The sequence below is a fragment of the Nocardia sp. NPDC047654 genome, assembly GCF_043205035.1.
Lineage (GTDB): Bacteria > Actinomycetota > Actinomycetes > Mycobacteriales > Mycobacteriaceae > Nocardia.
This window is the reverse complement of sequence record NZ_JBIDDF010000001.1, coordinates 1,463,688-1,480,412: the sequence shown is the minus strand read 5'-3', so window position 1 is coordinate 1,480,412 and position 16,725 is coordinate 1,463,688. Positions and strand designations below refer to the sequence as shown.

Here is a 16,725-nt window from a genome sequence, read left to right as displayed (position 1 = left end):
GCGCCGTCGCGGTCAGCTCACGCTTGATGACGTGCTCGGCATCAGATGTTCCGCCGCGAACTCATCGGCCTGTTGTTCCATGCCTGCCCCGGAAACGATCATGTCGTGTTTCCGATCTTTCCCGCCGGGTACCGCCGGGGGGTCAACTAGCGAAAGGGAGTGATGCACTATGCGCAAGAACATCGCGATCCCCTTGACAGCCCTGATCCTCACATTCGGCGGAGTCGGAATAGTCGAAGCGACCCCTGCTGCTGCGACCACACAGACAGCCCAAGAAACCCGCGTCGACGACGACCACAGTGACAAGACCGGCCTGTGGGGCCTACTCGGTCTCCTCGGCCTCGCCGGCCTCGCCGGCCTCGCTCGCCGCAAAGACAACCGCACAAGCCCCACCACCGGAACCCGCCCCCGCCAGCCCTGAGGCAGTAATCAGCCAAGGACCCCTATCACGCGATAGGGGTCCTTGGCCGGATTACCTGCCAGCGCGCTCGGCGCCTTCCCCACCCAGTCGCTGCTGATCCACATCAAGAGCAACGACCCCGCCGAGGGCGAGGCCCTGGCCGATCGGCTCGCCGCCGAGAAACCGGACCGGCTCACCGTCTACGTCGGCGACGAGCCGATCGCTGCCGCCACACCCAACTGCATATTCCCGAAGGCTACGCGCCATGGCTGTGGGGCTGGCCGCAACGATTCGCCGAACGCATGGCCGACGCGGACGCCCGGATCGTGCTGGTCGCCGCTCCGGCGGGTTCTCTGAGGGCTTCGACACCACATCGATATGTCCTCGGAGGGCGCCGACTCGTACAGCTTCCAACACCACCGCGACGGGGGAGGCGCGCCGCGCCGCCTCGATCGCTTGCGCAACGTCATCGCCGCCGATCGTTCAATTCTCCATTTCTGCCCGGACTGCGGCCAGCGCATGCCAGGCGATCTCGGGGTGTTCGGTCTCGGCCGGGTCGCCGGCGAACGGGTCGAGCACGATGGTGTGCGCGCCGAGTAGGCGTAGCTCGGCGAGGTCGGCGAGGATCTGGTCGATCGTTCCTTCGCCGGCGCGGCGGGTCTCGTCCGGCAGCGGCTCACAGGTGTGCCGGAGCATGATGCGCGGCACGAAGCCCGGGACCGGTCGGCCTTGCTCGTCGGCGGTCCGCCGGAGACGCTCGACGGCGTCGCGCATCCACGGCATCGACTGACGCAGGGGGTGCCAGGCTGCGCCGTACCGGATCGCGCGGCGCTGGGCGGTGTCGGTGAGGCCGCCGACCCATATCGGGATGTCGCAGGCCCCGTAATCGTCGGTGTTCCGCCAGGCGGCGGTGAGGACGTCCAGCAGCTCGTCGGTCTGTTTGCCGCGGCGGCGGAAGTCCAGCCCAAGGGCATCGAACTCCTGCTGCGCCCAGCCGACCCCGACGCCCAGCACGAACCGGCCCCTGCTGAGCTGGTGCAGGTTCGCCGCCATCCGGGCGACCAACAGCGGATGCCGGTACGGTGCGATCAGCACGGTGGTGCCGAGCTTGATCGTGCCGGTCTGGCCGGCCAGCCAGCTGAGCATGGTGAACGGTTCGTAGAACGGCGCCGGATACTGCGCAGCCACGTCGGGGGTGATTGTGACATGATCCGACGTCAACAGCAGGTCGTAGCCGAGACCTTCGACCGTACGAGCCCAAGCGAGCAGCCGATCGGGGGTCGCGCCTGGACCGAAGTTGGGCACATTCACACCGAGTTGCACGCCTGTCAGGTTATCCAGGCCGATGGCCGATTCCGAACAGGACTCTCGCGGACAACGCTGCCGCGCCGGGGAATCCCAGTACTCGACCGGGAAACCGAGAGGTATTCGATGAGGTCGGCGGCCCTCATGGTGCCACCTTCGGCTCCGGCGGCGGCGCGCAGCTGCGCTGAGCGGCGCGCCACTTCCGGATCGGTGACCAGGTCGTTCAGAGCCTCCCGTAGGTTCTGGGTGGTGGCTTCCTGGGTGTCGACGCGGCGGGCCACACCCAGTTCGGCGAGCCGGTCCGCGTTCATGAACTAACTCGGCGGCTGGCGGCACGGCGATCATCGGGACACCGGTCAGCAGCCCTTCCCCGCACCCGCCCATACCGGCGTGGGTGACGAAGGCGTCCGCCTGCTCCAGGATCGCACGCTGGTGGGGGCCGCGCCGCAGTCAGCAAGCCACTGCGCGAACTTCGCCCGGTAGGCGTCGGCGCCCGGCAGTTGCCGGAGTTGTGCTGCCACCTCCTGTTCGTAGCCATTCCATGCCCCTCTTGCCGGCGTCCTGGACGACCCTCGTCATGCCCGCAGGCGGGGTGAGCGCATGGCTGGGCACAAGCCACGCCAGTACAATTCGAGCTGCGTCTCACCGGTAGGGCTGCGGGGGCCGTCCGGCCAGGATCCGGTTCAGCATGCCTTTGGCTTGCTCGATCACCGTGCGGCCGGCGTCGAACGCGAACCGATCGGCTTCGTCTGGTGTCGAGGCTCGTTGGATGTCCACATCCCCACCTCTACCGGATTCCGGCGTGAAGAACACCGCACCCACCATGGAGAAAAACTGCACTCCATGATGTAGACATCCTGTGAAGGACGGTATACAGTCACTGTCGTTGGAGATGAAGAGTCTGGTTGGCCGGGGCAGGTGAACTGCCCGGAAAGCAAGAACTACCGTCCCCTCCGGCGGAGAAGAGAATCCGGTGCAGTCGGCCGGGCCGCCGGAGGGGACGACGAAATTACCGCAGGCAGATTCGTCGATCCGGGAGGTGGTCGCTGAAGCAGTTGCCTACGACGTCGGCTCTGCGGGTCGGCGATTGGAATTGATATCAAACCCCTCGATCCCGGGCCCTGGCGCACTGTGCGCCGGGGCCCGTCGGCGTTGACCCAGAGGTGTTGTGCAGCAACCGAACAAGACCCCACCGACCCCATAGATCCCAACGACGCTTCCAGTGCTGCCGCGGACCGGCTCGATGACGAGGACTATCCCGCCTACAGCAGGGGCAGGGCCGCGGGAAATCCTCGGCGTCACCCCCGCCTTCCTGCGCGGTCTCGACGCCGCTGAACTGCTGACACCGCAGCGCTCACCGGGCGGGCACCGCCGCTACTCCCGCTACCAGCTGCCTATCGCCGCCCGCGCCGCGCACTCATCGACTCCGGCGGCACACCGCTGGAGGCGGCGTGCCGGATCATCGTCCTGGAAGACCAGCTCACCGAAGCCCTCGAACTCAACGCCCAACTCTCCCGCCAAGATCTACCCGCACCGGACCCCAGCAGCTGAACCCCTACCCGCCGCCGCGGCGGGCGCCGAGTTCGGCCCACACCGTTTTGCCGCCCCCGTGGTAGTTCACACCCCAGCAGGTGGCCAGCTCATCGACCAGGATCAACCCGCGACCGCCGGTGTGATCAGGGCGGCGGATGCGTGCCGGCGCGCGTGAGCCGTCGTCGACCTCCACCCGAAACCAGCCGCGACCGGCCACGATCAACCGGCACCCGCGAGGGGCGCGGGCATGCACGACAGCGTTGCTGGCCAACTCGTCACACACCTGCACCGCGTCCTCGACGCCGATACCAGTGGCATGCTCGAGCAGGCGCCGCACCGCGGCCCGTACCTGCCCCAACGAGACGGCCTCGAGATCCAACTCCACAACAACGCCGTCCACACGTTCATCGGTACGCGCCGGAACCAGTGTCGAAACGCCCACCCTGCACCCCTCCTTCCACTCGCCCAGTACCGGCCTCCACACGGACAGCACTACTCGGCGAGGACATACCCCCACCACACCCCCGCGGAAACCACCGCCCCCACCACACTCACCAGCAGCATCATGAGGTGTGGAAAATCGTTCGGTTCTCTGACACCCCGGCCGCTCGACGCAGTGTGGTCCGGAAGCGCAGGTCGCCCGAATCCGCCATGTGTCGATAAAACGTGTCGAAAAGTAGTGGTGTCCAACAATTCTTGTCGGCCCTTTCTCCTACAGTTCGCGGCATGGCCACGCCGACGCGAGATCTCGACATCCCCGCACCGCTGGCCCTCGACGGCGACGCGCTCGATCCGATCGGCGGGGGCGGTGCGCTCATCGGCTACCGCCGCGTCTTCACCAAGGACCAGAACCTGGACCGTCGGATTCATGCGCTGACCGCGGCGGGATGCCAGCGGATCTTCACCGACAAGAAGTCGGGCAAGGACGCCGAGCGCGAAGAGTTGTGGGCGTGCCTCCCGCGCCATCCTCACCCGCCCGGAAGAAACGGTGTCCTCGGTCGCGCGGCTGCTGGGAGTCTCCCGCTCCACGATCTACAAGTACCTGCCCGAGCTCAGCACCGGCGCCGCGTCCGGCCAGCCCGTGGTAACCGTAGGACAGGACGGGTCGGCTGTAGTGTGATCAGGCAGTTCGTTGTGCGAGTCCGGCCGTTGAGTCTTGTCGACATCCCAGGGAGAGGCTATGGAGACCGGCACGGTGAAGTGGTTCGACGACCAGAAGGGCTACGGATACATCACACCCGACGCTGGTGGTGATGACCTGTACGCCCATTTCAGCGAGATCCAGGCCGGTGGCTTCAAAACGCTGCAAGAGAACGAGAAGGTCTCGTTCGAAACCGCAGTTGGCCCCAGGGGCAGGCAAGCCGCCAACATCAGGCCGATGTAGGACCCCCAGCAGTCTCGAGCCGCACTGGACTCCGGAACCGATCAGCTCCTACAGCAGGGACCACGTCAGCGGGGTCGTATCGGTCGTAGTCAATGTGACAAGCGGTTTCACTCAGCGCGAGGTGGCCTCCCAAAGCAGTTCGCTACTGTTGGAAGTGCGGTATTCGGGCAGTATCACCGCGGATGGGGGGCGCTACCGATCGACATGGAGGAGTTCGTGTTCTCCCGGTATGAACACATCTCGCAGCGCCGGCCAATCGGACCGGCCGCGTATCCCCTTGAAGGCTGAAATCCCGACACCCCCGCCCTGAGACGCGGGATGTCGCTCCATGGGGGCCATCATCGGATGCTGATCCGCCGGTGTAGCGAGGTCGTGTCGGACATTCGGCAAGACCGCCGTCGTCGTCATCACCGCGAAGTCCGCCGGGCGTATGGTCTTCGGCCTCGCCACCGCAGGCGTCCGTCTCGCTTGACCTCTTGCGCGTCAGTCCGGCAGCCAGTGCAGCTCGTGCGCCAGGGTTTTGGCGACGGCACGGATGCGGCGGTGTAGCGGCGACTGCTCGCGTGGCAGCACCAGGTAGATCGTCAGGCTGGACGCGCCCCGCAGCGGTCGCCAGGTGAGACCGGTCGTTTGTGTCGTGACCGCGGCTTCACCGGCCGGGGCGAGGGTGAGCCCGTCGTGTAGGTCGCGCTGAGACATGTCGAAAGAGACTGCGGGCGTGTGGAATCGGGGGTTCAGCCGGGTGTCGCGGAACAGTGCGGACAGCTGATCGTGGATCACGGGGTTTGCCGTACGGTCGGGGAGTCGCAGCGGATACGCGGCCGCGTCGGCGATCTCGATCTCCGAGTGTTCGGCCAGCGGATGATGCTGCGCCAGCTGGACTCCGACGCGCTGACGCCGCAGCAGGAACCGGCGCACGCCACGCCCCGGCTGTTCACCGCGGGTGATCCCCGCATCGATGCGGCCGTCGGCGACCGCGGGGGAGATCTCCGGTGTCGCCATCGGGACCGCGCCGACCTCGAGTCCCGAGCTGCTGCGAATGAGCCTGTCCACCAGCGCCGGTGCCGTCTCGGCCCCGGCGCTGAGGCTGTATCCGATACGCAGCGTGCCCAGTTCACCGGCACCCGCGCTCCGGGCATTGTCCCATGCCCGGTCCAGCGCCGCCAGCGCGGGCGGCGCGGACTCCGCCAAAGCCGCACCGGCCGTGGTCAATACGACGCTACGCGTGTTGCGAACCAGCAGGGCCGTACCGAGTTCCGCCTCCAATCGGCGCATCCGGGCGCTGAGTGCGGGCTGTGCGATACCGATCCGTGCGGCGGCGCGGGTGAAGTTCAACTCCTGCGCCAGCACCAGGAAGTACCGCAGGCTCACCGTATCCGGCGCCACGTGCCCTCCCTGTCGATTGATAACGATCCGTTCTGAGTCTATCGCGTACCGGTCTTTCCCTCGACCGCACATCGAGCCCTAACCTGCGCATATGACGATTCAACTGACCGCGTCCCGATATCCCGCACCTAGCGATGCAGGAGGCAGTCATGCATAAGTTATTGGTCCTGTATCCCAAGCCCGCCGACCCTGACCACTTCCGCGACTACTACGTGACCAACCACCTTCCACTGGTCGAGAAGATTCCCGGCCTGCTCGCGTGGCGCTACAGCTTCGACGTGGCGGCGACCAACGGAGAAGCGCCGTATTTCGCGGTCTTCGAAGCCGACTACGCTGACGCCGACGCCATGGCCGCCGCGCAGGCGTCGCCGCAAGGCCAGCGGGCGGCCGCCGATGTCGCCAACTACGCCACCGGCGGTGCCGTCATCATCCACTATCCGGTGCAGGACGGCACCGACTGAGGCAGGACGGTACGCTCCGGAAGGCGTTCGGGCGGCCAGGAACTGATAGCTCGATCCCCCATCGGGCAACGGTTTCGCCGATACCTACCGGCCCACAGCCCCGGCATCTGGTTGCGGGTCCGTCGGTAGAGATCTTCGCCTGCGCGTACCTCGTCAGCTGCGGTCATGTATCGCTGCGACCGAACTCGCCCGTGGAATCACCACTCCACCAGGTCGAACGGCCGAGCAATGACCTGTCGAGGTCACCGAACTCCCGGCCGTGATTCGATCTACTCCCAATCGTGGCTGGCGTTGCAGGATCGGCATTCCAGCCGCAGGTTGACCAGGTTGTTGTATGCCGCCTTGGCTTCGGCGGGGGTGGTCACGGCCGCGGTCTTGAGGTGATCCCGCCATTTCTGGATGTGGCCCAGTTCGATGCCGCTCTCGGTGCACCCGTTGCCGCAGGTCTCGCACTGGAAGATCCGCAACTGCCGGTGTGTATTCCACGGATCGGCCATCGCCCGGAATTCGCGATTGTTGAGCATACAGATCCGGGTGTCCCGGGTGACGCGCAGCTGACCGGGATCGGTGTACCAGGTCGGCTTCGCCAGTCCGTTGACGTAGGCGTCCACGGTGGCCTGCACGACCGCGGCGTCCGGAACCCAGGTGACATCGAACGAGATGTCGTCGGGCAGCGCGATCTGATTTTGGTAGCTAGCCTTCATCGGCCCGCCCCTTCTGAAGAGTATGTGGAGGGGGGTGGGTGCGCGCGTTCCCGCCAACTGCTGATGATACTTGCGCCACAACATCATTCGGCGTGCTTTCGGCGGGATCGGCGCCTGGCGCCAGACCCGGAGGGGACTCGAAAAGATCAAAGCGCCGAACTGTTTCGCCCGCTCCGGTGACCGTCCAAAGCCGCTTCGATCATGCGGAAGGTCTTGTCCACCAGAGCGTCCGGATCATCGGCACGCCGGGTCAGCGAGTTGGCATCGATCACGAACCTCGCAATCACCCGGGAGGACATGGCGCCGGGCGGCAGTTCGTGGGCGGTGATGACCGCCACCGTCAGGGTCTCCGCGTAGGACAACAGCATCGACTCCTCGTAGCCCCGCAGGACGGGCGTCCGATCGATCATGTGCCAGATCGGGGCCGCCTCCTCGGATGCGCAGTGCCGCACGATGGCGTGGATCTCGCGACGCGGCGCGGGAACGAGAGGCTTGCCCGCGCCCGGTCGCCGCCCGCCTCGGTGTGACGTCGCTCGAAGTTCTCGTCCTGTTCGAAGACCAGGGTTTACTTGGAGGAGAAGTAGGAAAAGCGTGCCGACAGCCGTGATGTGGACATCGCGGTATCGCGACCACGGCGGCTGTTCGAAAACGGCCGGCGATTGCCTCTATCGGGGCGGGCGGGGCAGTTGGTAAGTCCGGCGCTTCGATCCCGCCACCGTCGCGCGCCGGATACCGAATCGGGACCGCGAAGCGCACCGAACTCGAATTCGAGCGCGGTCACCGACCACTCCGGGTCATAATCGGTGATCCGCGCCTCCTGCGCGGCGAGCCGCAGCCGATGCGGTTCCGGCACCCAACCGAACCGGTCACCGAGCAGGCCGACGAACAACGGGCGCGTCCGCTCGATCTCGCTCAGGCACACCTGCAGCACTCTGTTCTGTCGCGTCTCCACGTCGGCGTCCTCGACTGTCACCCCCCACCGCAGGTCGGCGATCTCTACCCGACAACCGAACTCGACGGCTCGGTCGTTGAGCATCGGCAGCACCGTGGCGACCAGTTCGTCGCGCTCACGATGAAAGTCCTGGAAGGTCGATGAGATGAAGATCGGGATCAGCGCCAAGGGTCAACCACCTCAGGATATCGTTCGCCCCAACCACCACAGCTGATCGTAATTGCCGGATCACGCCCACGTCCCCCGAACGACCGATAACTCAGATTGTGCCGAATTCGCCAGCGATGTAATGGAAAACGCGTTGGCCAGCACCGTTCGGAGAAGATGTTGTCGTCGATCAAGCGACGTTCGTCGGAGTCCGGGATCTCGTGGGTATTCCGTTGGCCGCTTAAGCCTCGATCCACCGACGGGCGCGCGCCCGTCGGTGTGCCGTGAATGAGAAAGTGCCCTTCGAGCTGGGATGATCACTGTTGTCGAGGCAATGATCGGTCCAGTTCAGAAGGGCACTTCGGGTGCAAGTTTCGGGATCAGGCCCAATTTTCGTGATGCTGGCGGTCGGGTTTGCCGAGTCGATCAACAGGATTCGCTTCCGGAGTAGATCCGGTTTTGCTCGGCCGAACATCTGGCGTTTGATCATCTTGATCCGTTGACGTGTCCCTCGACCGGTCCGCTGCTCCAGGGCAGCGTCAAACCCGCAGTGACAGCGTCGAAGTCGCGGCGCAGGCCGCGGCCATCAGCCGCTACCGAGACCAACTCCTGCCCACCTCCCGCGCACCCGATGTCGTCTGAGTCCGCGAATCCCTCCGTGCTCGCTTGCGCGCCGCCGTCCTCAAATCTCGAGACCCGGCCATCCTCGGCTGGTGGATAGCCTCCGTAGACGGCCGCGACGTGGGCGGCCTATCCGGCTTCGCTGGAACGATATTCGTCGCTGTACGCACAGGTGCGAGCCCAACTCGCCGTACTGGACCGGGATCTGACCGGTCGATGAGGAAGGGGCCGCGGTCGATGATCGTCGAGTCGCCCCTGGAATCGGCGGGTGTTGCCATGCTGCGTGCGCTGATAGAACGGTGTGAGATCCCGCAACGGAAGGAACCCCATGGGGCGAACAAATCCCGCGACTGCCGCGCCGGTACGCCGCACCCTGGTTGTAGCGCTGATTGCCGCGGCGATCGGGGCGCCGAGCGCGGTGACGGCGACTGCCGAGGCGCCACCGACTCGGGATGACGGCTTTTGCATCGATGAGAAGACGCGCGTGCGCAACGGGTTGCGCGTCAGTGACCCCAGTTGCATCCATGACCACGGCCGCTTCCACAATCACGAGCGCTTCCATATTCCGCCGACTCATTCTTGAACCCGGCTACCTCCCGAAGGCTGGGGGCTTCATGACCACAGACGCGCACGCGGTGCAAGGTCAGGTGCCCGTGCGTCGCGGCCACCTCGGCAGTCACTTCGAAGCCGAGCCGCCGGTAGAACCGTAGTGGGCTCGCAACCACGCCGCGAGGGTCTCGGCGGTCCGATCGCCGAGTACCTCGATCGGGCGGCGGGTCTGCATATCTATCAGGATCGTTCCGTAATGGTGCCCGCGACGCAGGGCGAAGTCGTCGACGCCCAGCACCTGCGGAGCCGAATACAGCGGATCGGACAACGCCCGGATCTGGCGCAATAACGTCATCCGGCTCACGGTCGCGGCCAGCTGCCGGGTCAGCCGCGCTCCAGCGCGGCCGCCCAGTGCCAGCGTGACCGCGCACAACGCCCGCTGCAAGGTTAGTGTCCGGCGAGCGTGCCTGGCCGCCATCCGCGGTATCGGCTCGGCGAAAGTTGTTTTGCCGCAATCAAAGTTGTCACAGAACAGCCTGCGGACCCGCAGCTCGATCAGGACCTCGCGGCCGGTGATCGAGGTGTCGGACAACCGCCGCTGATAGCGGCTGTGGACTCGCCCGGACGGCGTCCCGCAGGCGGGGCAGCCAACCGGATCCACACCGGTAGCGGCCTCGATCTGTAGACCGTCAAGATGCGGGGACAGGACCCTCAGCGGAGCAAGATCAGAACACCCGCGACATGATGAACTATCATCCGCCCCTTCACATCCCGAATGGGTCAATCACGAAGTCTGTGCCAGATCCATGTTTCAACGAGGTCCACCAACGACTTTCTCGTCCACTCTCCGAGCGTCGACTCGCCGTGCTGCGCCGATGGTGGCAAGGCGGCTACGCCACAGACCACACCGACGAGCCGGAAACCTGAAGTCTCAGGCGCCCGGGCCGCAACCCCGCCACACTTCCAGAGACGTCACTTTCCTCTGATCAAGCATGGCGAAAGAAGTCCGAACCCTCTGGGGCCGTGCGCAGTTCCACCAACGAGCTCGGAACCATCCCGTACACCCCCGCGGCAACCACAGCTCGCGGCACCTAATCAATCATGGCCCCTTACCCCGCTGCAGCGTGATACATCTCCCGATGCTCCGCCCACGGACGCCCCCGCTCCTCCGGACTCATCGCCAACAACTCCCGCAACTTCCCCCACGCCACCTCATCAACCGGCGTATACACCTGCATCCACGCATGCGGCACCGACGGCAACGACATACTCGTCAAGAACATCTCCAACTCCCCCACCGCCAAATTCCGCACCGACTTCGTCCTACTCGCAGGCACCGCCACATCATTCAACGCCCACAACGACGCGAAAACCTCACTCTCCGCACACAGGTCCGCGATGAACTCCTCCCAGTGCGGATCACCCAGATTCTTGCCATACGCACCACGCAGATACCCCACCATCCGACGCAGAGCGTCCCAATCATGCCGATACGCATTGCAACACTCCGGCGTCAGGAACACCCGACGCGCCACATTCCGCTCCCCCGCCAAAAACCCCGGACACAACGCCTCATACGAACTGTTGTGCGCCAACACGTCATACCGGGCACTCAACACCACCCCCGGCAACGGCTCCAAATGATCCAAGATCACCTGCAACTCCTCCGGCAACGCCGACCCCGAAGACACCGAAGGCACCGTCGGCACATCCGCCAAACGATACAAATGCGCCTTCTCCGCCGCATCCAACGACAACGTCCGCGCCACCGCGTTCAACACCTGAACACTCACATTGATGCTGCGGCCCTGCTCGAGCCACGTGTACCACGTGATTCCTATCCCGGCCAATTGAGCGACTTCTTCCCGGCGAAGGCCCGGGGTACGTCTGCGCGGTCCAGGCGGTAGTCCTACGTCCTCGGGCGAGATCCGGGCTCGACGGGACTTCAGGAAAGCCCCGAGTTCGGCACGCCGGGCCTTGCGGACGGCCTGGACGTCGACAACATCGGTCATCCTGAGATCCTCCCGTACCGTGCCACAGGTATCCAGGTGCTGGTGATACCAGTTTCGGAGGCGGGCCGGGCGGGGATGTTCGGTTCGACTTCGCTGGGTACGCCCGTGGAGTGGTGCGACGGAGTGAGGTGCTCGAAGGCGTCACGGCGTTCCTGGCCACGGCGGTGGCCGGGCTGCTGCTGGTCGTGCCGCTCAGCTTCGGGCGGACCTGCCGTTGCACGCCTTACCAGGTGAACCGGCTGGTCCTCAGCGTGCCGCGGGAGGCGGCGATCGGGGTGTTGGTCGCCGCGGTCACGGCGGTGGTCGCGGTCAGCCTGGCCCGGCCGCGCACCGCGTGGTGGATCGCGCTGGCGGGGACGCTGCTGCTGTTCATCACGCACACCATCGAAGCGCACAGCTCTTCGCCCGACATCCTGACGACCACCGCATACCTCGACGCGATCAGCAGCGGAATCCTGCTCGGCGCGACGGGAGTGGCGGTGCTCGGCCGCCGCGTACCCGGGATGGGGTTCGTCGTGGGCGGCGCCGGCTGCTTCGTGGTGATCACGCTCTCCCAGGCGTCGGGACTGCTGGGCAATCCGCACCGGGCGACGTCCGAACCGCGCGTGTGGTCGGTGTTCGGAACGCAGCCGCTCTGGTTGCTCGCGGCGGTCGCCGTGCTCATCCTGGCCTGCCAGCTGGTCACCCGGCAGCGGTTCACACCGGAACCCATCTACCCGGAGTTGCCACTCAGCCCCGTCGTCGCCGCGATCGTGCTGGTGATGACCGAATTGGCCGTCGCGGAGTGGCGCTTCCGCCACGGCGACGGCAGCATCGCGCTCATCGTGACGGCCGTGTGCACCTTGCTGGCCACGACCGTCGCCGCGTGGCTGCTGCCGCGCCGGGACGGGATCACGATCTTTCTCGCGGTCGCGCTCAGCGCCACCGGCAGCGCGGTGGGCAACGGGCCGCGCCCGGCATGGAGCGTGCCGCTGCTGCTCGCTCTGATCCTGCTGGGCTACCTCGGCGGAATCCGTTGGGCGAATCCGCTGGTCGGCGCCGGATTGCTCGCCGCTGTCGCGTTGCTGGCCGCCATTGCTCCGGCCGGTGACATGCGCAACCTCGCCACGGCCGCGCTGGCCGTCGTCGCGGGGTACTGCTGCGCTTACGTCCAGCCCCGAACGGCGGGCAGCATCCTGGCGATCGCCATCCTGTGGCGGCCGTCGACCGTGGCGCCCATTCGCACCGAATCATTCGACTGGACGATGGTCTCGCCGCACCATCTCGGCGACCGGGGCCCCATCACCGTGGTCTCGGGGTCGGCATGGGCGGGGTTCGCCATCGTGGTCGGCTGCGGGATCGGACTCGTACTCCGCGCTTTTCCCAAAGAGAAGGCAGCCGCGGATCTTCGCGATCCGGCCGCCGAGGCGGGAGATACCGACGCTGTAGCGGGTCGGGGCGCCCACAACGTCGGTGACTCGACATGAGCGTGTGCAATGAAGTTCTAAGCCGTCGGAGCGATCGAAGTGCGGTGTGGAACCGCTCGACCGAACGGCATCTGGGGAATCGGGGGTGTGGGCGGGGTGAAACGCAGAATCTCGGGAACACCCCGAAATCCACCGGGAATGGGGACTTCTACCGGGACATCGGGTGCGCCGCGAAGGGATGGCTGCGCGATGGCGGGTGCGGTGGCGAGTACTGCGGTGGCGGCGGCAATCCCGGCTGTCATGACCTGCCACGAACGACGTGACGGGCGTCGAACAGATCGAACAGGTCGAACATCGGCCTCGAACGCCATGCTGCGGTCCTCCGATCTACGTCGGCCGGCCCGGTACGACCCATTCGATGCCACGGGGACGTCACCGAGCCTCGAATTGATTCGAAACACCACGGTGCTTGCGGTCCACTGGATCCCGGACTCATGCTCCCGCACTCGATCGAAGTGCGCGCCCCGGACACTCCCGAACCGTATAACGAACCAATAACCCCAGCGCGGGCCGTAGCGGCCGGTCGTGAACCGGCCGCCGACGGCATCCGTCAGGCTTTGATCTGCGCCGACGAGCGAGCCGGATTGGCTTGGCCGGCCGCCTTGGGATCGCGTTCGTCCTGCTTCGCGCGCACCCCGGCCTCGACCCGGTCGCCGAGGTTCTTGTCGACATTGCGCCAGTACTCGAAGGCGCGTTCGAGCACCGGCGCGGTGACACCGTTCAGCAAGTGTCCGACGATGTTGTCGACCAGCCGCTGGCGAGCCGCGTCGTCGAGCACATCACGGACCATGGTTCCGGCCTGACCCCAATCGTCGTCGTCCCGGTGCAGCGTGTAGGCCGAGCGCACGAGGTCGCCGTCGGTGTGCCAGGTCGCCGGCGGACCCGCGGCCGCGGGATCGGCATGCGGGCCGCCTTTGGAATTCGGCACGTAGACCGGGTCGCCGGGGTTGTGGTGGCGCAGCGCGCCATCCTTGCTGTAGGACCGGACAGTGGTGGCGTGCGGTGTATTGACCGGCAACTCTTTGTAGTTGACGCCGATGCGGTACCGGTGTGCGTCGGGGTAGGAGAACCAGCGAGCCATCAGCATCTTGTCCGGGCTGGGGCCGGTGCCGGGCACCGAATTGCTCGGCTCGAATGCCGCCTGTTCGATCTCGGTGTGGTAATCCGCCGGATTGCGGTCGAGGGTCATCTTGCCGACGTCGATCAGCGGATAGTCGCCGTGCGGCCACACCTTGGTGAGATCGAAGGGGTTGAACCGGTAGTGCCTCGCCTCGTCGAACGGCATGATCTGCATCTTCAGCGTCCAGCTCGGGAAGTCGCCGCCTTCGATCGATTCCCACAGGTCGCGGGTGTGATAGTCGGTGTCCATCGCCGCCATCTGATCACCTTCGTCCTGGGTGAAGAACTCGATGCCTTGATCGGACTTGAAGTGGTACTTGACCCAGAACCGTTCGCCCGAGGCGTTCACCCACATATAGGTGTGGCTGGAGTAACCGTTCATGTGCCGCCACGTGCGCGGAATGCCACGATCGCCCATCAGCCAGGTCACCTGGTGCGCGGATTCCGGTGACAGCGTCCAGAAGTCCCATTGCATGTCGTGGTCGCGCAGATTGTTGTCGGCGCGGCGCTTCTGGGAACGGATGAAGTCCTGGAACTTCATCGGATCGCGAACGAAGAAGATCGGTGTGTTGTTGGCGACCATGTCGAAGTTGCCCTGCTCGGTATAGAACTTCAGGGCGAACCCGCGCGGATCCCGCCAGGTGTCGGGGCTGCCACGCTCACCGGCGACAGTGGAGAAGCGGGCCAGCATCTCCGTCTTCTTCCCCGGCTGGAACACGTCGGCCATGGTGTAGGCGCTCACGTCGTTGGTGACCTCGAAGACGCCGAAAGCACCGCCGCCCTTCGCGTGGGGCTGGCGTTCGGGCACGCGTTCCCGATTGAACGCAGCCATCTTCTCGATCAGATACCAGTCCTGCAGCAGGATCGGTCCATCCGGCCCGACGGTCAGCGAGTGCTCGTCGCTGGGAACCGGGATACCGGCGTCGTCGGTGGTGTGGTTCGGAACAGACATCTCTCTCCTCTCCTACAAGCCGCGGGCGGAGGGCCGGCGACGGAACCGTCGGGACGAGGGGCGCGAGATCGCGATACCCGGCCGCGAAGTGGCTGCGGCGGTTCGGCCGGAAGCTCTCCGATCGGCGTTACAACCGACCTGCCTGCCGAGGAGCGCGGCCACGACGGGGCCGATTGCCGAGCCCATCCCATCGGTCCTGTCGATCGACTTCCCAGGGGTCCGCTGCTCAAACCGCTGCCGACCGGGGCGGCTGCGCGCGAGAAGGGCGACCGGTTCGACCGCGTCCCGCCGGAGGATCGGCCGCCGACGATCGGTGCCACGCTCTTCGGCGCACTGGCCGGTGGACGGCTCGGGGTGCGGACCGCGGGGCCACGGCATGGCCGCGGCACTGCTGGACATTGGATACGCGGCATGTCGAGAGCCCGCGGCCGGAACGCCCGACGCCCGCGTCGTGGTGCAGTTGAGCGCCACCAATCGGTGCACGAGGTCGCAGCCGCGGTGGTGGCCGCCGAGCGGAATCTCCGCTGAGCGGCGGCCGACGCGACCTGGTTCGCGGACGTCGCGGCCGCGAAACGGCGTGCGATGCGGGCTGACCGGAATTCCGCCGCGCGTTGGGTAGATTCCCCCGCGATGTCCAGACTCCCTACCCCATCCGGTGCGAACGACGTGACCGATGCCGCGCTTCCCGCCTCGATGGTCGGGCGCCGGTATCGCAGCAGCGATTACTACGAAGTCGGGCGCGAGAAGATCCGTGAGTACGCCCGCGCGGTGCGCAACCACCACCCCGCGCATCGGTCGGAGGAGGCGGCGGCCGATCTCGGCTACAACCGCCTGCTCGCTCCCCCGACCTTCGGCGCGGTGCCGGGGTACCTCGCCTACGCCGAAGCGTTCGAGACGATCCTGCCCGGCTACGACCTGAGCCGGACCATCCAGACCGATCAGATGATCGAATTCCATCGCCCGCTCCAGGCCGGCGACCGGATCGACTTCGAGATGTGCCTGGACTCGTTCCGGCACGCGTTCGGCGGCGACCTCATCGGCCTGCGCCAGACCATTCTGGATCAGGACGACCAGCCGGTCGTCACGTCCCGCACCAGTTTGGTCGGGCGAGCCGACGAGGCTCTCCCGACGTGGTTCGACGCGGTCGTGATGCACGGCGCCGGCCCGGAAGCACGGAAGCAGCGCCGCGCATCCCACCCGCGATATGTCGGGGACGGCAGCGAGCCCGCGCGCCGGACGCCGCCCGCACCGGCCGGTCCCCATGTCCGGCCCTTCGGCACCGTGAGCCTCGGAGCGGAGCTGCCGCCGCGCGCCCTCACGGTCACCCGGGGCGATCTGGTCAACTACGCCGGAGTCGCGGGAGATCCGAATCCCATCCATTGGAGCACCGCGGCCGCCGCGCTGATGGGACTGGAAACCGTCGTCGCGCAGGGCATGTTCACCATCGGGCTCAGTGTGGACTTGCTCACCTCCTGGCTGGGCGACCCCGGCGCGCTGCGCTCCTACAACGTGCGCCTGACCAATCCCGTCCACGTCGGCGTGACCGGCGGCCGGATCGAGTTCGCGGGCCGGGTGAAACACCTGGACACGGACACCCGCACCGCCACCATCGCGATCACCGCCGAGCACGACGGACGCAAGATCTTCGGTCGCGCGACGGCCGAGGTCGTCCTGGCGTGACCGCACGCCCCGTCCGCGCCGCCGGAATCGATGGGTTTGGCCCGGAGCAGCCGG

Annotated in this window: 19 protein-coding genes and 3 pseudogenes; 10 read left to right on the top strand and 12 right to left on the bottom strand. The window is 66.3% G+C overall.

The genetic code is table 11. The features are described 5' to 3' along the window. The first annotated feature begins 169 nt into the window (after window positions 1-169). Together ACGF7Y_RS07025 and ACGF7Y_RS07020 are read left to right on the top strand one after the other, a co-directional pair. Window positions 170-421 carry a WGxxGxxG family protein gene (locus ACGF7Y_RS07025; RefSeq protein ID WP_393230172.1) on the top strand — a complete coding sequence of 84 codons (252 nt, stop codon included), beginning with the start codon at window positions 170-172 and terminating at the stop codon, window positions 419-421. A 42-nt stretch (window positions 422-463) separates the two neighbouring features. After that, on the top strand, window positions 464-757 hold the full coding sequence (locus ACGF7Y_RS07020; protein WP_393230170.1) for a hypothetical protein: 294 nt from the start codon (window positions 464-466) through the stop codon (window positions 755-757). A gap of 126 nt (window positions 758-883) precedes the next feature. Here ACGF7Y_RS07020 and ACGF7Y_RS07015 read toward each other — a convergent pair whose 3' ends face one another. The 4 genes and pseudogenes from ACGF7Y_RS07015 to ACGF7Y_RS07000 form a co-directional block, all read right to left on the bottom strand. Further along, window positions 884-1,723, bottom strand: a complete 840-nt coding sequence (locus ACGF7Y_RS07015) for an LLM class flavin-dependent oxidoreductase (protein ID WP_393230167.1) — start codon at window positions 1,721-1,723, stop codon at window positions 884-886. 104 nt (window positions 1,724-1,827) lie between these two features. Then, window positions 1,828-2,137 (bottom strand): annotated as a pseudogene (locus ACGF7Y_RS07010) (nucleotide disphospho-sugar-binding domain-containing protein); the annotation flags it as partial. Then, a complete protein-coding gene (locus ACGF7Y_RS07005; RefSeq protein WP_393230165.1) occupies window positions 2,062-2,226 on the bottom strand; it encodes a hypothetical protein in 165 nt (54 codons plus the stop codon). The gene ACGF7Y_RS07005 and the pseudogene ACGF7Y_RS07010, both read right to left, overlap by 76 nt. Before the next feature lie 121 nt (window positions 2,227-2,347). Beyond that, window positions 2,348-2,482: a hypothetical protein gene (locus ACGF7Y_RS07000; RefSeq protein ID WP_393230164.1), complete on the bottom strand. Its 135-nt coding sequence runs from the start codon at window positions 2,480-2,482 to the stop codon at window positions 2,348-2,350. A 423-nt stretch (window positions 2,483-2,905) separates the two neighbouring features. Here ACGF7Y_RS07000 and ACGF7Y_RS06995 point away from each other — a divergent pair. After that, a pseudogene (locus ACGF7Y_RS06995) lies at window positions 2,906-3,256 on the top strand (MerR family transcriptional regulator). A gap of 4 nt (window positions 3,257-3,260) precedes the next feature. On the opposite strand, the gene ACGF7Y_RS06990 reads toward ACGF7Y_RS06995, so the two are convergent. Continuing rightward, a complete protein-coding gene (locus tag ACGF7Y_RS06990) occupies window positions 3,261-3,680 on the bottom strand; it encodes an ATP-binding protein (RefSeq protein WP_393230163.1) in 420 nt (139 codons plus the stop codon). 284 nt (window positions 3,681-3,964) lie between these two features. Between ACGF7Y_RS06990 and ACGF7Y_RS06985 the strand changes: the two are divergent. From ACGF7Y_RS06985 to ACGF7Y_RS06975, 3 genes and pseudogenes are all read left to right on the top strand, one after another. Then, window positions 3,965-4,183, top strand: a pseudogene (locus tag ACGF7Y_RS06985) (recombinase family protein); the annotation flags it as partial. A gap of 43 nt (window positions 4,184-4,226) precedes the next feature. Continuing rightward, window positions 4,227-4,358, top strand: a complete 132-nt coding sequence (locus ACGF7Y_RS06980; protein ID WP_393230162.1) for a helix-turn-helix domain-containing protein — start codon at window positions 4,227-4,229, stop codon at window positions 4,356-4,358. A 60-nt stretch (window positions 4,359-4,418) separates the two neighbouring features. Next, window positions 4,419-4,622: a cold-shock protein gene (locus tag ACGF7Y_RS06975; protein ID WP_393230159.1), complete on the top strand. Its 204-nt coding sequence runs from the start codon at window positions 4,419-4,421 to the stop codon at window positions 4,620-4,622. 483 nt (window positions 4,623-5,105) lie between these two features. On the opposite strand, the gene ACGF7Y_RS06970 is transcribed toward ACGF7Y_RS06975, so the two are convergent. Beyond that, window positions 5,106-6,008 carry a LysR substrate-binding domain-containing protein gene (locus tag ACGF7Y_RS06970; protein ID WP_393230156.1) on the bottom strand — a complete coding sequence of 301 codons (903 nt, stop codon included), beginning with the start codon at window positions 6,006-6,008 and terminating at the stop codon, window positions 5,106-5,108. 149 nt (window positions 6,009-6,157) lie between these two features. On the opposite strand from ACGF7Y_RS06970, the gene ACGF7Y_RS06965 reads away from it, so the two are divergent. Next, complete coding sequence (locus ACGF7Y_RS06965; RefSeq protein WP_393230154.1) at window positions 6,158-6,469, top strand: EthD family reductase; 312 nt, start codon at window positions 6,158-6,160, stop codon at window positions 6,467-6,469. A 269-nt stretch (window positions 6,470-6,738) separates the two neighbouring features. Here the strand turns inward: ACGF7Y_RS06965 and ACGF7Y_RS06960 are convergent, their stop codons facing one another. From ACGF7Y_RS06960 to ACGF7Y_RS06950, 3 genes are all read right to left on the bottom strand, one after another. Further along, window positions 6,739-7,173: a GH-E family nuclease gene (locus ACGF7Y_RS06960; RefSeq protein ID WP_393230151.1), complete on the bottom strand. Its 435-nt coding sequence runs from the start codon at window positions 7,171-7,173 to the stop codon at window positions 6,739-6,741. A 146-nt stretch (window positions 7,174-7,319) separates the two neighbouring features. Beyond that, on the bottom strand, window positions 7,320-7,583 hold the full coding sequence (locus tag ACGF7Y_RS06955) for a hypothetical protein (protein WP_393230148.1): 264 nt from the start codon (window positions 7,581-7,583) through the stop codon (window positions 7,320-7,322). Between the two features lie 155 nt (window positions 7,584-7,738). Beyond that, window positions 7,739-8,293, bottom strand: a complete 555-nt coding sequence (locus tag ACGF7Y_RS06950; protein WP_393230145.1) for a DUF4062 domain-containing protein — start codon at window positions 8,291-8,293, stop codon at window positions 7,739-7,741. 928 nt (window positions 8,294-9,221) lie between these two features. Between ACGF7Y_RS06950 and ACGF7Y_RS06945 the strand changes: the two genes are divergently transcribed. Then, complete coding sequence (locus ACGF7Y_RS06945) at window positions 9,222-9,476, top strand: hypothetical protein (protein ID WP_393230142.1); 255 nt, start codon at window positions 9,222-9,224, stop codon at window positions 9,474-9,476. Window positions 9,477-9,569: 93 nt separating this feature from the next. On the opposite strand, the gene ACGF7Y_RS06940 is transcribed toward ACGF7Y_RS06945, so the two are convergent. Both ACGF7Y_RS06940 and ACGF7Y_RS06935 read right to left on the bottom strand, forming a co-directional pair. Then, the gene (locus ACGF7Y_RS06940; RefSeq protein ID WP_393230140.1) at window positions 9,570-10,103 is read right to left on the bottom strand and encodes a transposase family protein; all 534 of its coding nucleotides are present in this window, start codon (window positions 10,101-10,103) and stop codon (window positions 9,570-9,572) included. 448 nt (window positions 10,104-10,551) lie between these two features. Further along, entirely contained in the window at window positions 10,552-11,454 is a 903-nt protein-coding gene (locus ACGF7Y_RS06935; RefSeq protein WP_393230137.1) for a helix-turn-helix transcriptional regulator, read from the bottom strand. A 110-nt stretch (window positions 11,455-11,564) separates the two neighbouring features. On the opposite strand from ACGF7Y_RS06935, the gene ACGF7Y_RS06930 reads away from it, so the two are divergent. Then, window positions 11,565-12,920, top strand: a complete 1,356-nt coding sequence (locus ACGF7Y_RS06930) for a hypothetical protein (RefSeq protein ID WP_393230135.1) — start codon at window positions 11,565-11,567, stop codon at window positions 12,918-12,920. Window positions 12,921-13,470: 550 nt separating this feature from the next. On the opposite strand, the gene ACGF7Y_RS06925 is transcribed toward ACGF7Y_RS06930, so the two are convergent. Beyond that, complete coding sequence (locus ACGF7Y_RS06925; protein ID WP_393230132.1) at window positions 13,471-14,991, bottom strand: catalase; 1,521 nt, start codon at window positions 14,989-14,991, stop codon at window positions 13,471-13,473. A gap of 630 nt (window positions 14,992-15,621) precedes the next feature. Between ACGF7Y_RS06925 and ACGF7Y_RS06920 the strand changes: the two genes are divergently transcribed. Further along, window positions 15,622-16,671, top strand: coding sequence for a fused (3R)-hydroxyacyl-ACP dehydratase subunits HadA/HadB (locus ACGF7Y_RS06920; protein ID WP_393230130.1), 1,050 nt, complete (start codon window positions 15,622-15,624; stop codon window positions 16,669-16,671). The last annotated feature ends 54 nt before the right edge of the window (window positions 16,672-16,725 follow it).

Coding starts and splice junctions, on each gene's coding strand:
- ACGF7Y_RS06935 (WP_393230137.1), bottom strand. CDS start 11,454: ATGACCGATGTTGTCGACGTCCAGGCCGTCCGCAAGGCCCGGCGTGCC.
- ACGF7Y_RS06965 (WP_393230154.1), top strand. CDS start 6,158: ATGCATAAGTTATTGGTCCTGTATCCCAAGCCCGCCGACCCTGACCAC.
- ACGF7Y_RS06945 (WP_393230142.1), top strand. CDS start 9,222: ATGGGGCGAACAAATCCCGCGACTGCCGCGCCGGTACGCCGCACCCTG.
- ACGF7Y_RS06975 (WP_393230159.1), top strand. CDS start 4,419: ATGGAGACCGGCACGGTGAAGTGGTTCGACGACCAGAAGGGCTACGGA.
- ACGF7Y_RS06955 (WP_393230148.1), bottom strand. CDS start 7,583: ATGATCGATCGGACGCCCGTCCTGCGGGGCTACGAGGAGTCGATGCTG.
- ACGF7Y_RS07025 (WP_393230172.1), top strand. CDS start 170: ATGCGCAAGAACATCGCGATCCCCTTGACAGCCCTGATCCTCACATTC.
- ACGF7Y_RS06925 (WP_393230132.1), bottom strand. CDS start 14,991: ATGTCTGTTCCGAACCACACCACCGACGACGCCGGTATCCCGGTTCCC.
- ACGF7Y_RS06960 (WP_393230151.1), bottom strand. CDS start 7,173: ATGAAGGCTAGCTACCAAAATCAGATCGCGCTGCCCGACGACATCTCG.
- ACGF7Y_RS06920 (WP_393230130.1), top strand. CDS start 15,622: ATGTCCAGACTCCCTACCCCATCCGGTGCGAACGACGTGACCGATGCC.